Annotated in this window: 17 protein-coding genes; 5 read left to right on the forward strand and 12 right to left on the reverse strand. The window is 59.0% G+C overall.

Annotated features, from left to right (window positions below; genetic code table 11):
• Positions 1 to 293 precede the first annotated feature (293 nt).
• Both QWJ46_RS07380 and QWJ46_RS07385 read left to right on the forward strand, forming a co-directional pair.
• Positions 294 to 782, forward strand: coding sequence for a DUF5330 domain-containing protein (locus tag QWJ46_RS07380; protein ID WP_302750160.1), 489 nt, complete (start codon positions 294 to 296; stop codon positions 780 to 782).
• A gap of 492 nt (positions 783 to 1,274) precedes the next feature.
• Complete coding sequence (locus tag QWJ46_RS07385) at positions 1,275 to 1,697, forward strand: SufE family protein (protein WP_097599837.1); 423 nt, start codon at positions 1,275 to 1,277, stop codon at positions 1,695 to 1,697.
• Between the two features lie 377 nt (positions 1,698 to 2,074).
• On the opposite strand, the gene QWJ46_RS07390 is transcribed toward QWJ46_RS07385, so the two are convergent.
• Complete coding sequence (locus QWJ46_RS07390; protein WP_010060045.1) at positions 2,075 to 2,506, reverse strand: MucR family transcriptional regulator; 432 nt, start codon at positions 2,504 to 2,506, stop codon at positions 2,075 to 2,077.
• 457 nt (positions 2,507 to 2,963) lie between these two features.
• Positions 2,964 to 3,179 carry a hypothetical protein gene (locus QWJ46_RS07395; RefSeq protein ID WP_184458807.1) on the reverse strand — a complete coding sequence of 72 codons (216 nt, stop codon included), beginning with the start codon at positions 3,177 to 3,179 and terminating at the stop codon, positions 2,964 to 2,966.
• Positions 3,180 to 3,366: 187 nt separating this feature from the next.
• Here QWJ46_RS07395 and msrB point away from each other — a divergent pair, with 187 nt between their 5' ends.
• Positions 3,367 to 3,777 (forward strand): peptide-methionine (R)-S-oxide reductase MsrB, encoded by a 411-nt coding sequence (gene msrB, locus QWJ46_RS07400; RefSeq protein ID WP_184458808.1) that lies wholly within the window; start codon positions 3,367 to 3,369, stop codon positions 3,775 to 3,777.
• Between the two features lie 178 nt (positions 3,778 to 3,955).
• Here msrB and QWJ46_RS07405 read toward each other — a convergent pair whose 3' ends face one another.
• From QWJ46_RS07405 to QWJ46_RS07420, 4 genes are all read right to left on the reverse strand, one after another.
• Positions 3,956 to 4,321, reverse strand: coding sequence for an SPW repeat protein (locus QWJ46_RS07405; protein WP_064801301.1), 366 nt, complete (start codon positions 4,319 to 4,321; stop codon positions 3,956 to 3,958).
• A 16-nt stretch (positions 4,322 to 4,337) separates the two neighbouring features.
• The gene (locus QWJ46_RS07410; RefSeq protein ID WP_302750170.1) at positions 4,338 to 4,583 is read right to left on the reverse strand and encodes a hypothetical protein; all 246 of its coding nucleotides are present in this window, start codon (positions 4,581 to 4,583) and stop codon (positions 4,338 to 4,340) included.
• Between the two features lie 64 nt (positions 4,584 to 4,647).
• A complete protein-coding gene (locus QWJ46_RS07415) occupies positions 4,648 to 5,157 on the reverse strand; it encodes an Hsp20/alpha crystallin family protein (protein WP_302750171.1) in 510 nt (169 codons plus the stop codon).
• Between the two features lie 41 nt (positions 5,158 to 5,198).
• Positions 5,199 to 5,675 (reverse strand): Hsp20 family protein, encoded by a 477-nt coding sequence (locus QWJ46_RS07420; protein WP_064801297.1) that lies wholly within the window; start codon positions 5,673 to 5,675, stop codon positions 5,199 to 5,201.
• 214 nt (positions 5,676 to 5,889) lie between these two features.
• On the opposite strand from QWJ46_RS07420, the gene QWJ46_RS07425 reads away from it, so the two are divergent.
• Positions 5,890 to 6,111 (forward strand): hypothetical protein, encoded by a 222-nt coding sequence (locus QWJ46_RS07425; RefSeq protein ID WP_184458812.1) that lies wholly within the window; start codon positions 5,890 to 5,892, stop codon positions 6,109 to 6,111.
• 38 nt (positions 6,112 to 6,149) lie between these two features.
• Here QWJ46_RS07425 and QWJ46_RS07430 read toward each other — a convergent pair whose 3' ends face one another.
• The 5 genes from QWJ46_RS07430 to groES form a co-directional block, all read right to left on the reverse strand.
• Positions 6,150 to 8,360 carry an amylo-alpha-1,6-glucosidase gene (locus QWJ46_RS07430; RefSeq protein ID WP_302750174.1) on the reverse strand — a complete coding sequence of 737 codons (2,211 nt, stop codon included), beginning with the start codon at positions 8,358 to 8,360 and terminating at the stop codon, positions 6,150 to 6,152.
• Between the two features lie 14 nt (positions 8,361 to 8,374).
• Positions 8,375 to 9,469 carry a glycosyltransferase family 4 protein gene (locus QWJ46_RS07435; RefSeq protein WP_302750176.1) on the reverse strand — a complete coding sequence of 365 codons (1,095 nt, stop codon included), beginning with the start codon at positions 9,467 to 9,469 and terminating at the stop codon, positions 8,375 to 8,377.
• An 86-nt stretch (positions 9,470 to 9,555) separates the two neighbouring features.
• Entirely contained in the window at positions 9,556 to 9,978 is a 423-nt protein-coding gene (locus tag QWJ46_RS07440) for a hypothetical protein (protein ID WP_302750177.1), read from the reverse strand.
• A gap of 94 nt (positions 9,979 to 10,072) precedes the next feature.
• Positions 10,073 to 11,701, reverse strand: coding sequence for a chaperonin GroEL (gene groL / locus QWJ46_RS07445; protein ID WP_302750178.1), 1,629 nt, complete (start codon positions 11,699 to 11,701; stop codon positions 10,073 to 10,075).
• Between the two features lie 52 nt (positions 11,702 to 11,753).
• Positions 11,754 to 12,068: a co-chaperone GroES gene (gene groES, locus QWJ46_RS07450; protein WP_302750180.1), complete on the reverse strand. Its 315-nt coding sequence runs from the start codon at positions 12,066 to 12,068 to the stop codon at positions 11,754 to 11,756.
• Between the two features lie 279 nt (positions 12,069 to 12,347).
• On the opposite strand from groES, the gene QWJ46_RS07455 reads away from it, so the two are divergent.
• Complete coding sequence (locus tag QWJ46_RS07455) at positions 12,348 to 12,620, forward strand: usg protein (protein WP_184458817.1); 273 nt, start codon at positions 12,348 to 12,350, stop codon at positions 12,618 to 12,620.
• Positions 12,621 to 12,686: 66 nt separating this feature from the next.
• Here QWJ46_RS07455 and QWJ46_RS07460 read toward each other — a convergent pair whose 3' ends face one another.
• Positions 12,687 to 13,388, reverse strand: a complete 702-nt coding sequence (locus QWJ46_RS07460; protein ID WP_302750181.1) for a pentapeptide repeat-containing protein — start codon at positions 13,386 to 13,388, stop codon at positions 12,687 to 12,689.
• Positions 13,389 to 13,403 lie beyond the last annotated feature (15 nt).

Consider the following 13,403-nt stretch of genomic DNA (forward strand, 5'->3'; position numbering starts at 1 on the left):
TAAGCGACGGATTCCCTTCATATTTCAGCATCGCGTTAACTCCTGTGGCAAGGCGAACCGGCAAAAGCCCTGCAATTGCAAGCAGGTGCCGCCCTGATACTTAACGACAATCGCTCGCATTCGACTTAAATGCGGCTCAAATGCACTTCGCTAAAATTTGAATTAAATTTGCCGCAAATGCGCACGAGTTTCGAAAAGCGGCATTCGCAACTTGCCGATATGGTGAAAGCACACCGGACAACCGGCCTGATTCGGCGATAGAACCGGACGGGAAAACAGGATGGGCAACGACAATGTGGTTTCTGATCAAAGGATCCTTCTGGTTTGGCCTTGTGCTCGTGCTTCTTTCCGTCTTCAGCACGGAGGGATCCGACAAGCTCGCCGGCGGCCCGCAATTGCAGCTCTCCGATGCATTCACGGCGGCGAGCGGCGCCTATGACTATCTCACTGGCATGTGCTCGGAAAAGCCGGAGGTCTGTGCCAAAGGCGCCGAGACCCTGACGGCGCTCGGCTACCGGGCCCGTGAGGGCGCCCGCGTCGCTTACGAACTTCTCGACAGCCAATTCACGGACGAACCGCCGACGACCGCAAGCCCCGCCGAACCCGCAAACCGGGTGGCAGCCGCCGCACCCTCCCTCGCCTCTCCTTCCGTTCAGGAAAAGGCACGCGAGGCAAAGGCTGCGCTCAACCAGCCGATGCCTTACCGTCCGCCGGTCGACGATGAAGCCGCGACCGTAGTAACCGGCGCGATCCCGCTGCCGACGCCGAAGCCGGCGATCTGACGAAATTGCGCGAGCAATCGGCCCGGCGCGCATGAGCAACATTCGGAGGCGAGACCGCTTCTCAATTGAATTCTAAAGCGCGGTGCGATCTTTGAGATTCGCCTGCCGCGCTTTAGGTCCTTTACCGCATGTCTTTCACGCAAAACCGCTGCATACTTTTGCGCGACATGCTTTAGAGCTTGCATCGGTGGTCCGCATGACGCGGAAATGCCCCATGCCTGACGTGCCTGCCCTGTTTAATTCAGCAGATTGCTGCGCCGTGAGGATGCCCATCCCTCACGGCGTTTCTTTTGAGAGCATGTCGCACAATAATGTGCGCTGGTTTTCGATAACGACGTGCGTAAAATAAAAGCTGGAGCGCGGCATCGGCAAGACGACGCGCTTTAGCGGTTCAAATCTGTCGGTCTATCACCTATATGCAGTCCTAGAGCATGTCCGGACGCAAAATTGCCGTGTCGTTTTGCCAGCATGCCAAAAGGTGAAAGGCTTTTTATGGCATCCCTCGACCAGATCATCGATGACTTCGCCTTCCTGGACGATTGGGAAGACCGCTACCGCTATGTCATCGAACTGGGCAAGGCGCTGCCCGAGCTCGCCGAGGAAAAACGCACCTCGGAGAACAAGGTGATGGGTTGCGCCAGCCAGGTGTGGCTGGTGACGCATACGTCGGGCGATCCGGAAAACCCAATCTTGAGTTTCGAAGGCGATTCCGACGCGCATATCGTGCGCGGCCTCGTCGCCATCGTACTTGCCACCTATTCCGGCAAGCCGGCTTCCGAGATCGCTGCTCTCGATGCCTTCGAGATCTTCTCGAAGATCGGCTTGGTGGAGAACCTGTCGTCGCAGCGCTCGAACGGGCTGCGCTCGATGGTGAAGCGAATCCGGGAAGAGGCGAAAGTCCGCGCCGCGGCCTGAACGCGATCGATTCGGTCGGCGGGCGCGGCCGATTGCGCATTTGCGGAAACGGCCAATCGACTATATTAACACTTTCTTATAGTATAGGAATACATTCTACGCCGCCCTCCCAAGCGTAAGAGGGGCTTCCTGATAATATCCCGTCTCCCCCGTGCATGACTTGCGATAGCGGCAGAATTGTCAGGGAGATTATTATCCTCGTTCAGAACAGGATGAACTCTGGGCCGTTCGGACCAAAGTCTGAATCCTGCTTTCATTTAACAGGCCGGGACAGCCAACGCCCCGGAAACGCTTCCGGTTTTCGGCATCATGTTTGCGGTACAGACAGAAAAGCCGGGCGCAAGACCCGGCTTTTGTCGTTGACTGCTTCGAAAAGCTCAGCCGCGGCCGCGCTTGCGGCGCTGACCCAAGCCCATCTCCTTTGCCAGGCGCGAACGCGCTTCGGCATAGGCGGGCGCTACCATCGGGTAGTCGGTCGGCAGGTCCCATTTCTCACGGTATTCTTCCGGCGAGAGACTGTGATGCGTCATGAGGTGACGCTTGAGGGACTTGAAGTTGCCGCCGCATTCCAGGCACGTAATCTGCTCGTCCTGTACGGACTTGCGGACAGAGACTGCAGGCTTCTGCTTTTCGACGACGGCCGCAGCGGGCTGCGGTACGGACGTGTTGCTCAGTGCCGAATGCACGTCGGAAATCAGATTCGCCAGGTCGCTGACCGGGACAACGTGGTTGCTGACATAAGCCGCGACGATGTCGGCCGTCAGTTCCACAAGCAGCTCCGGCCCATTGCCGGTCGCCATATCCGTCATATTTTTTCTCCTGTTAGCATGCTCAAACGATCTTTGACTGTCACACCAAAGACCCGCCTCGTAGAAGCGAACAGCAAAAGCACAGGAAGCAATCTTCTGTTTCGAAAAACGTGAAATCCACCCCTAGATTCCGAAGTCCGAGACCTGTTCTTATACTGTCTGACCGAAAACCACTACCGTCTTGCTCCAGGCGATGGCCCCAGTTAGACATTGAAAAATCAAAACTGAGGGACTTGGAAGCAGTACGATTGTAATTCACAATCAGAATTCTACTTGCATTTTCAAATACCATCGTTTGGCCGAAAGGCCAATTATTATTTGTCGTTTTTCTTGAGAAAAAATGGCTGATGAAGAATTATAGGACTTTAGGCCAAGCTTTACTCACAGCTTCCTGTGCATAAGTTCGGCATAAAACAGGTTAAGACGCCAATAGCATGGGCTCAGGGAGTTGCCGTGATCAGGCCAGCGAGCGGGAGAGACGCGTTAGCAGCCGGACGACCGAGCCGTGCAGGACGAAGAGCAAAAGCGTCAGCGGCCAGAGCAGGCAGGCGAGAAGTCCGGCGAGACGATGGAACGTCAAACCGGCATGATTGGCCCAGCCCTCCAGCAGCGTGACCGCCATAGCGGTCACGGCCACGAGGCCGTAGAGCAGGACGATTGCGGCTTCAAACACCAATGGCTCCTCAATGCACGTAACATTAACCCTAACAGAAAACCCTTAATAGATGTAAAAGCAGACGTCTTCCCTGATAGCTGCATGCCGCGATTCCCGAGGCCCGGCGCCGGAGGCTTGATGAAACAAAGACGGCGCACCACATTTCTCGCGAACCGGAACCGCCCCTCGGCGAAAGGAGCACGTCATGTCCGAAACTGCAACCACCGCCAAGATCCATAAATCAGACGCCGAATGGAAAGAGCAGCTCACGCCCGAGCAATACCGCATTACCCGCCAGCATGGGACCGAACGCGCCTTCACCGGCCCCTACTGGGATTCCTTCGAGACGGGGCTCTACCGCTGCGTCGGCTGCAACGCGCCGCTTTTCCGCTCCGACACGAAGTTCGACGCCGGCTGCGGCTGGCCGAGCTATTTCGAAGCGGTCTCTCCGGACGCTGTGACCGAGCATCGCGACACGAGCTACGGCATGGTGCGCACAGAAATCCGCTGCGGCACCTGCGACGCCCATCTCGGCCACGTCTTTCCCGATGGCCCGCCGCCGACCGGCCTGCGCTACTGCATCAATGGCCATGCCATGGTGTTCGAGCCCGAATAGGCGCTGAACCAATGATCGGCTATCCGCCGCCCTCGCGCAGAGGGCCGCGCACTCATCAATGGCGATCACCGCGTCGCTCTCGTCAACCAGTCTGATCGGCCGCCAATCCGCTCCTTCAGGGGCGGCTGGCGGAGAGATAGGCGAACGGGCCCGGACGTCCGAGCCCGTTCGCACTCAGTCATGCGGTCGACAACGGATGGTTATGACTGAACCAGATGCTGCCCGCTGCGAGGGCAGCGACGACCAGGCCGACAATCACATGCGCCCACATGGCCGCTGTCACGGCTGAAAAGCCGAGGAGCCACGGAGCGATCACAGCCCATAGCCCGAGGACCAGGTTGCACCATTCCTCGGCCTCATAGAAAGCGTAGAGAGCGGCAACGGCGATCAGGGTAATGGCCGCGCCAACGATCCACGCATTCCAGGCGGCATAGGTCTCAGCGGCGAAACCGAACAGCCAGGGCGAGATGAAAAGGCCAAGACCGGCAACGATATTGACGATATCGAAAGCCGTCCGGTTGTTGGAAGACAGAGACTTCAGCATCGATCATTTCTCCTTCTTAGTTGGGTGCATCATCAATGGCCGCCTCCTGCGGGCAGAAGACGGTTGCGGCGGCAGCGTTTGAACCACCATCGCCGCAAAGCTCGGTCATCGTGTAGTGGGAAGCCAGAAATGAGATGCGGGCGACGCTGTTCCCTTGGAACTGCGGAACTGTGAAAGGAAGGCGGCTGCGCCGATTGTCGTTCGAGGCGCAGAAGCGGGAGATCGGTGCTGTGTTTTCGCGTGTACGTCCGATAATCTTCATCGTTTATCCTTCCCAACCTGGTGAAGGATGAGCGGCGGCCGCCGGGTGGCGGCCGCCGCGCTCGTCAGCTTCTGATGGCGATGCGCTTGACCTGTGACTGCGCCTTTTCGGTCTTAGGCAGAGTGACGGTCAGAATGCCGTTCTTGAAGGTGGCCTCGACCTGGTCTTCCTTGACCTCGGTGCCGAGCGGGATGCGTCGTTCGAAGCGGCCAAAGTAGCGCTCCGAAAACTGCTTCTCCTTGTCTTCCGTTTCCGAACGCTTCTCACCCTTCAGCGTGAGCACGCCGTCATTGAGAAAGACCTCGATGTCCTTTTCTTCAAGACCGGGTACTTCGGCCGTCACCTTGATTTGCTTGTCGGTGTCCGAAATCTCGACGCTCGGCCAGCCTGCACCGAAGCCGCCGGCGCCGCGATGTGACGGCAGGCCGGGGCCGAAGCCGCGAAAAACATCGTCGAACAGCCGGTTGACCTCGCGGTGGAGCGACAGGAAAGGATCGCGGTCGTCGTCGCGAAGGAGACTCGGCATCTGACTGCCGTTGTTGCGACCCCAGGGAATCAAATCACGAACACTCATGGCTTTACTCCTTTCTGGTGGTTCTTCGGCTACCTGAAGGCTTAGGCCGCCTGTGTCCCGCCCTCTATCTGCTTGGTCTCGGCCTTCGGCATCGCGTGACCAGTTCCGATCTCGATCTGGCGCGGCTTCATCTCTTCAGGAATTTCGTGCTTGAGATCGATGGTCAGCAGACCGTTGACCAGACCGGCGTCGACAACCTTGACATGATCGGCCAGCTCGAATCGGCGCTGGAACGAGCGTCCGGCAATTCCGCGATGCAGGTATTGAACATCTTCGCTGTCTGCCCTCTGCCCCGATACCATGAGCATGTTCTGCTCTTGCGTGATTGCCAGCTCGTCCTGCGAGAAGCCCGCCACTGCCATGGCAATGCGGTAGTCGTTCTCACCAGCCTTGACGATATCGTAGGGCGGCCAGTTATCGATTGTCTCGGCGCGGCCTGCAGCCTCAAGCGCGTTCAACATCCGCTCGAAGCCGATGCTCGACCGGAACAGGGGAGAGAAATCGAGGTTTGTCCTCATAGCCATATCCTCCTTGCAAGCAACATGGACACAAGGAGACGCCAAGAGCGACCGGCGTCTCCTGGACTTTGTGTCGATCCCTGTTGGGCGATCAACAATGCTAATATAATTCAGGGTCTTACGGTTTCAAGAGTATCGAATTTCTCGACGAGAAAAATTGACCTTTTCGAAGGCGCCACCATATGGTTTGGAGCTTGAGCAAGGAGCAATGGTTATGACAATGACTTCACACGACGTCGTCGCCGTCCTTGGACCTGCCGACAAAACGCTTGTGGCCGAGATCATCGCGACAGGTGCAAGCCAAGCCGAGCTTGCCGAGGCGTTTGCATGGGCCAATAACGACGAGGCCCTAGTGGGTGAGGGCCGGCATCTGCCGACCGGCAGGGTTGCTGCACTTGTTGACCTGCTGAGGTCGGACGAAGAGGAACCGGATTAGAAAAGGCGGTTGACCCGCCTTCCCTGCACCGTCCTTCATCAGGCCGTGGTGAGCACGCTGACATTGCCCTGTCGATTGATGACATCGACCACGACCTGGTGTCTCGACCGGCGGATGGCCACGTCAACCGAGCCATTGCCGATCAGCAGGCGCCGCAAGATCACCTCATCGAGGAAAGAAGGAAGCCGCGGCACGCTGAAGCTGATCTGCAAACTATTCGGATCGAAGTCGAGGCCGAGGCAGGATTGCAGCAGCGACAAAGGGGCGGCTGCCGCCCATGCTTGCGGCGAGCAGGCAACCGGATAGGAGGTCGGTCCGCGTGCGCGTTGACGCGGCAGGCCGCAGAGGAGTTCGGGAAGCCGCCGCAGGTCGATATAGGTCGCAGCGGCAAACAGCCCCTCGAAGATTCGCGCGGCTTCGGCGCGATAGCCATAGCGGGCAAGACCACTGGCGATCATGGCATTGTCATGTGGCCAGATCGATCCATTGTGGTAGCTCATAGGATTGTAACGTGCTTCGGTCGAGGGAATGGTCCGGATGCCCCAGCCACAGAAGGACGAAGCATTCATAAGGGTGCGGGTCACCTGTGCGACCCGTTCAGGATAAGCAATACCGGTGAACAGAGCATGGCCCGCATTGGAGGATCGGACCCGGCAAGGCCGTTTATCCCCGTCGAGAGCCAACACGTAGGTGCCGAGTTCCTCATCGAAGAAGCTCAAGTCGAAGGCGCGGCGCAGTCCCTCCGCGCGCGCGAGAAAGCTCGCCGCGCGTTCCGGCTTGCCCCTCCACCGGAAGATTTCGGCAGCACTTTGCCAAGCGCCGTAGACATAGGCCTGGACTTCGGCGATCGCGATCGGGCCTCGGGCCAAGGTGCCGTCGGCATGGAAAACCGAGTCGTTGCTATCCTTCCACGCCTGATTGATCAGTCCTTCCTCGGTCAGCCGCCCGTATTCGACGAAGCCGTCGCCATCGCGATCCCCATATTCGTCGATCCAGGTCAATGCCGCTTCGACATGAGGCAGGATACGGTCGATGGTCGCAAGATCACCGGTTCGTTTGAGATAGTCTCCGGCCAGCATCACGAAGAGCGGCGTCGAGTCAATGCTGCCGTAGTAACGCCGGAATGGAACTTCGCCGAGTTCGGCCATTTCGCCGCAACGCACTTCGTGCAGGATCTTGCCCGGCTCGGCATCCGAAGCAGGATCGACGTTCGTCGCCTGATTGGCTGCGAGATGACCGAGAACCCCGCGGGCGATCTCCGGATCGAGCCAAAGTGTCTGAAGCGCCGTGATCAGCGCGTCACGGCCGAAAACGGTGCTGAACCAGGGAATGCCGGCATAAGGATAGGGACCTTCCGGCTTGTCGGTGATCAGCATGTAGAGGTCGGAGGCGCTGCGTCGCGCGACTTCGTTGAAGATCTCGTTGGAGGTTGTGACCGACGCCGCGCGCGAGGAGGAGGCGCGCAACGCACGGCGGGCATCCCGCAAGGTAAGGAAGAAGGAAAGGCGGCTCAGCCGATCGGCGGAAGTATGGTCGCAGCCGATCTGGATGAAGAGCGATTTGGTCTCGTGCGGCTCCAGATGAAGGTCGTAAGTGACGAGATCGCTACGAATCTCGGCCGGTTGAGGCATGAAGGAAAGGCGCGTCGACCGCTTGCGATCGTCCAGGCCAATATAGGAAAGCAGGATCCAATCCTGTTCCACGACGGCGGGAAGATGGCGCCCTCGCCTTGCCCTTGCGGTGCCGCGGACTTCGAAAAGATCGGCGAAATCGGCCCCGAAAGAGATTTGAATGCGAACATGTTGCCGCCGCTCGTCATAATTTCTCACGGCCAGCCGTTCATAACAGCAGGCATTCCAGAGAAAGCGCGATCTGCGCAGATGAATCACGTCATGACCCAGAACCAGCCTTCCCTTGTCATCGAACTGATCAGGATTGGTGAGATCGCAGGTCAGCGTCGCGTTGTCATCCCGCAGCGTCGACGACAGAAGCATCGGCCGCTGTTCGTTGATCGTCAGGTAAAGATGCGAGAGGTGACGAGTGTCCCGGTGGAAAAGGCCCTCCGGGCTGCCGGGACCGGAAAGAGCATCGCCATTATGGTCGAAGACGGCGAAAGTATCGCCGTGCTTCAATGTACGCGGCCGGCGCTCCTGCAGCGATGCGGCGGCCGGAATGAAGAACTGAGCGACCGGCGTCGCCAGGCCTGACGATGCTGAGGCGGGATTGCTCTCCGCAGTCACGTTTGACATGTCTCCTCCTTGCCTCAGGCGACAGCCTGCAGGTCGAGCGCTTGACCATTCGACCGGCGGATCGGCGCGGCTTTGGTGCGAACGCCAGGCAGTCTGCGATAGATGTCGAGATAATCGCACGCCATTCGCCGTGCGGTGAAGCGCTTTTCAAACGCGGCCCGCACCTTGCGCCGATCGAGGCGGAGTGCCCATTCGACGTTTTCGGCCGCCTCGGTGACGCTGTCGACCAGGATGCCGGAGATGCCGTTGTCAATGACCTCGGGAACCGAGCCACAGCCGAAAGCGATGACCGGCGTACCGCAGGCCATGGCCTCGATCATCACCAGCCCGAAGGGCTCCGGCCAGTCGATCGGGAAGAGCAGAGCGCCTGCATTTCCCAGGAAGTCAGCTTTCTCACGTTCATCGATCTCGCCGATGAATTCTACATGTGAATGGCTCCTGACCATAGGCTCGATGACGGTCTCCCAATAGGCCTTGTCGGCATTATCGATCTTGGCGGCGATCTTCAGAGGCATTCCGACCTTTGCCGCGATCTGGATGGCGCGGTCGGGGCGCTTTTCCGGGGAAACACGACCAAGGAAGGCCAGGTAATTACCCCTAGGGTTCTCCGTAAAGGGAAGAAGATCGGCCGGCAGACCATGATAGACCGTTCCGCGCCAGTCGACCGGTGGCATCGGAAGGCGCTGATCATTAGAGATCGACACCAGTGGGATCTCGGGGAACGCCGCGTAGAACGGCTTGAGATCCGGCAAGTCGAGTCGCCCGTGCAGCGTGGTCACCGTTCGATCGGCAAAATCGCGGATCAGCGGGAAATGCAGCAGGTCGATGTGGAAATGCAGCACGTCGAACTCATGCGCTCGCCGACGGATCTCCTCAAGCATCACGACCTGATGCGGCAGATGGTCCCTGACCGCCGGATTGAGCCGTAAGGCGACGTCCGCACACGACACGAGTGTCGCCCGGGTGACGGAATCGCCGCTGGCAAAGAGCGTGACCTCATGCCCCTGTGCCACGAGTTCTTCAGTCAGGTAGGAAACGATCCGCTCCGTCCCGCCGTAGAGCTTTGGCGGAACGCTTTCGGCGAGCGGCGCAATCTGAGCGATCTTCATCGGCAAACCTCCTCAGTTGAGCAAAGAGCCGTCGGCAAAAATCATGCCTGCGTCCTCGAGAGGCACACGGCAGGCCGGACGGAGAGTCATGTTTCGAACAGCGGTCGGCGCCGTCCTCCTTCCCAGTAGCTGCACAAGCCAAGGCCGGGAAACCGGCGGGTGCGTGGTTTTCGACGACGGGTCCTGTTGGAATTCAGGGAAGCGGACGTATCCTGCCTCGCGGATGGTCGATCGCCATTATCCAAAGCCTTCAGCGCTTCAAGGATCTCGTCACAGGATACAGCTCTTTCCGCCCCTGGGTAAAGGCGGAGGGCTGGTACGGATTCGACCGCGAAGATATCGGATGCCCATGAAGCGAGAATTGCCCGCTTCTCGTCGTCGTCGATCTCGGCAGCGGCAAGCACGTCACGCGGGTGACCAAAATGCTTCGCCGGATGAAGCAGATGCGCCGCGCTGATGGCCGCCACGGCATTCTGCTGTATGGAATTGCTGCTGTTTTCCTTTCTCATAGCTTGGCTCCATTGATGTCGACCGATGGAACTTGTTTCATTCGATAGTGCGTAGCACGGCCCGCCCCGTGGGCAGAGCGGGCCGAGCGATCGCTTAGAAGTCCATGCCGGCGCTGGTGGGCATGGCCGGAGCAGCTTCCTTCTTCGGCTTCTCGGCGATCATCGCCTCTGTCGTCACCAGCAGGCCGGCAACCGAAGCTGCGTCCTGCAATGCGGTGCGAACGACCTTGGCCGGATCGATGACGCCCTGCGCGTAGAGATCGCCATATTCGCCGGTCTGAGCGTTCCAGCCATAGGAGAATTCGCTCTTTTCCCGCAGCTTGCCGACGATGATTGAGCCTTCTGCGCCGGCGTTTTCGGCTATCTGGCGAACCGGGGCTTCGATCGCCCGGCGGACGATGTCGACGCCGACCCGCTGATCGTCATTGGCAGTCTTGATATTGTCTAGCGCTTTGACCGCGCGCAGCAGTGCCACGCCGCCGCCCGGCAGAATGCCTTCCTCGACTGCCGCGCGGGTGGCATGCAGCGCGTCATCGACGCGATCCTTCTTCTCCTTCACCTCGACTTCGGTCGAACCACCGACACGGATGACCGCAACACCGCCGGCGAGCTTGGCAAGACGTTCCTGCAGCTTCTCGCGGTCGTAGTCGGAGGTGGTCTCCTCGATTTGGGCGCGGATCTGAGCGGTGCGACCGTCGAGTTCCGTCTTCGAACCGGCACCGTCGATGATGGTGGTGTTTTCCTTTTCGATCGCCACCTTTTTCGCCCGCCCGAGCATGTTCAGCGTCACATTTTCGAGCTTGATGCCGAGATCTTCGGAGATGACGGTGCCGCCGGTCAGGATGGCGATGTCTTCCAGCATGGCCTTGCGGCGGTCGCCGAAGCCAGGCGCCTTGACGGCAGCAATCTTCAGGCCGCCGCGCAGCTTGTTGACGACGAGCGTTGCGAGCGCTTCGCCTTCGACGTCTTCAGCGATGATGAGGAGCGGCTTGCCGGACTGAACGACGGCTTCGAGAACCGGCAGCATTGACTGCAGGTTCGACAGCTTCTTCTCATGAATCAGGATATAGGGATCCTCCAGTTCGACCCTCATCTTGTCCTGATTGGTGACGAAATAGGGGCTGAGATAACCGCGGTCGAATTGCATGCCCTCAACGACTTCAAGTTCGGTTTCGGCGGTCTTGGCCTCTTCAACCGTGATGACGCCTTCGTTGCCAACCTTCTCCATTGCTTCGGCAAGGTAGCGGCCGATCTCGGAATCACCATTGGCGGAGATCGTACCGACCTGGGCAATTTCGGAATTGTTGGAAATCTTGCGGGCGTTAGTTTTCAGTTCAGCGACGACAGCGTCGACGGCAAGATCGATGCCGCGCTTCAGGTCCATCGGGTTCAGGCCGGAGGCGACCGCCTTGGCACCCTCCTTGACGATCGCCTGGGCGAGCACCGTCGCAGTCGTGGTGCCGTCGCCGGCGAGGTCATTCGTCTTCGATGCGACTTCGCGCAGCATCTGCGCACCCATGTTTTCGAACTTGTCTTCGAGTTCGACCTCCTTGGCGACGGAAACGCCGTCCTTGGTGATGCGCGGCGCGCCGAAGGACTTGTCGATCACGACGTTGCGGCCTTTGGGGCCAAGCGTCACCTTCACGGCATTGGCCAGGATATCGACCCCACGCAACATGCGTTCACGGGCATCGCTATGAAATTTCACTTCTTTCGCAGCCATTCTTTAACTCCTTCAATAGGCAGCTTTTATTGACTTACGCGCGGAGAACGCCTCAGGCGGCGATCTTTTTGGCCGCCTGGGCTTCGATAACGCCCATGACGTCGCTTTCTTTCATGATCAGCAGGTCCTCGCCGTTGATCTTGATCTCCGTGCCGGACCACTTGCCGAACAGGATGCGATCGCCGACTTTGACGTCGAGCGGCTGGATCTGGCCGGCATCGTTGCGTGCACCAGAACCGACGGCGATGACCTCGCCTTCCTGCGGCTTTTCCTTGGCGGTATCGGGAATGATGATGCCGCCCTTGGTCTTTTCCTCGGAATCGACGCGGCGGACGAGAATGCGATCATGAAGCGGTCGGAACGACATGTTTTCCTCCAATGGACAAACAATAGTGATGTTGTTCCCCTGGCCGGACCGGATGACCAGTCCGGGCGGGTGCAAACCTCTGTCGAGCATCTTGCGCGCAATGATCTGGTTTTGCGCTTTTTCGATTTCAAGAGGGCGCGGAGAAAAAATTAGCACTCCCCAAGAACGGCTGCTAACACACTGAGAAGGAACAATAAACGCGGCCGCTGCGTTGAGAAATTAGTTGATGGACGCAAAAATATGCGCCACCTTCTCGTTGTCGTGAAACGGAGATGAGGCATGCAATTTTCATCGGATCTGGAGCGTCAGCTCAGCGGTTACGGCCTTACCACTGCGCACATCCTCTACCGCATCCCCGACTTTGAATCCGTTCTCCAAACCTATGTCTGGCAGGATTACGATCTCGCCCCGGACTTTCCCGAAATGCATAAGTTCCTGGATTTCTGGCAGTCCACGCTCGACGGACCGCTGCATTCTGTCCGCTACACCCATCAGCGGCTGATCGGACCGAACGAATGGCGTCGCGTCATGGGCGAGTTCAAATTGCATTAGGTCGAAACCCGCATTTTTAATCCAGCGGGGCGTGGTTGCCACAGGCGCACGGTGTCGCCCGGGTAATCACTCGTGCTCGGCAGGGCATGGCCAGGTCGCCGGCGTCGAGAGGCCGGGCGGCAGCTTGGTCGAGGCATCGCCGCACGCTAGGTCGATCTGCGCCTGTTCGAGGCCGGCGGCAGCCGAGAGGTCAAGGCCTTCGATGCGGGTCAGGAACATGAAGGCGCGCTCGAACGTCGCCGGGCCTTCGAAGATGGCATTGGAGAGATCGGCGCGGGAGAGATTGGCGAAAGAGAATTTCACCCCCTTCAGCACCGCCTTGTCGAAATCGGCGCGGCCAAGTTCGGCCTTTTCGAAGCTCGCGCCGGAGAGCCGGGCGCCGGCAAAATTGGCGCGCTGCAGCTCGGCGCCGGCAAAGGAAGCACCTTCGGCGGCAATATTGGCGAAGCTGGCACGATAGGCCTCGACCTTGGCGAAGTTGGCCCCTTCGGCATGTGACCCCTCAAGCGAGGCGCGCACCAAGCTCGCCTTTTCCAAATTGGCGGATTTGAAATTCGAACCGCTGAGATCGGTCAGCGAGAAATCGGTGCTGAAGAGATTGGCGCCTTGGAGGTCACTGCCCTGCAGCATCAGGTTCTTCTTCGTGCATTCCTGCCAGTCGAGCTTCGGCGAGGCCGTGCTACCGCAATCGGCAGCACGCGAGGAAATCGGAGCAGCGGCGAGAAGAAGGAAGGCAAGGAGGCCGAGCGGCGATCTATGCATTGCCATTGAACTGTTGATCTC

Source organism: Rhizobium sp. CBN3 (genome assembly GCF_030518245.1).
GTDB classification, from domain to species: Bacteria; Pseudomonadota; Alphaproteobacteria; order Rhizobiales; family Rhizobiaceae; genus Rhizobium; species Rhizobium aethiopicum_A.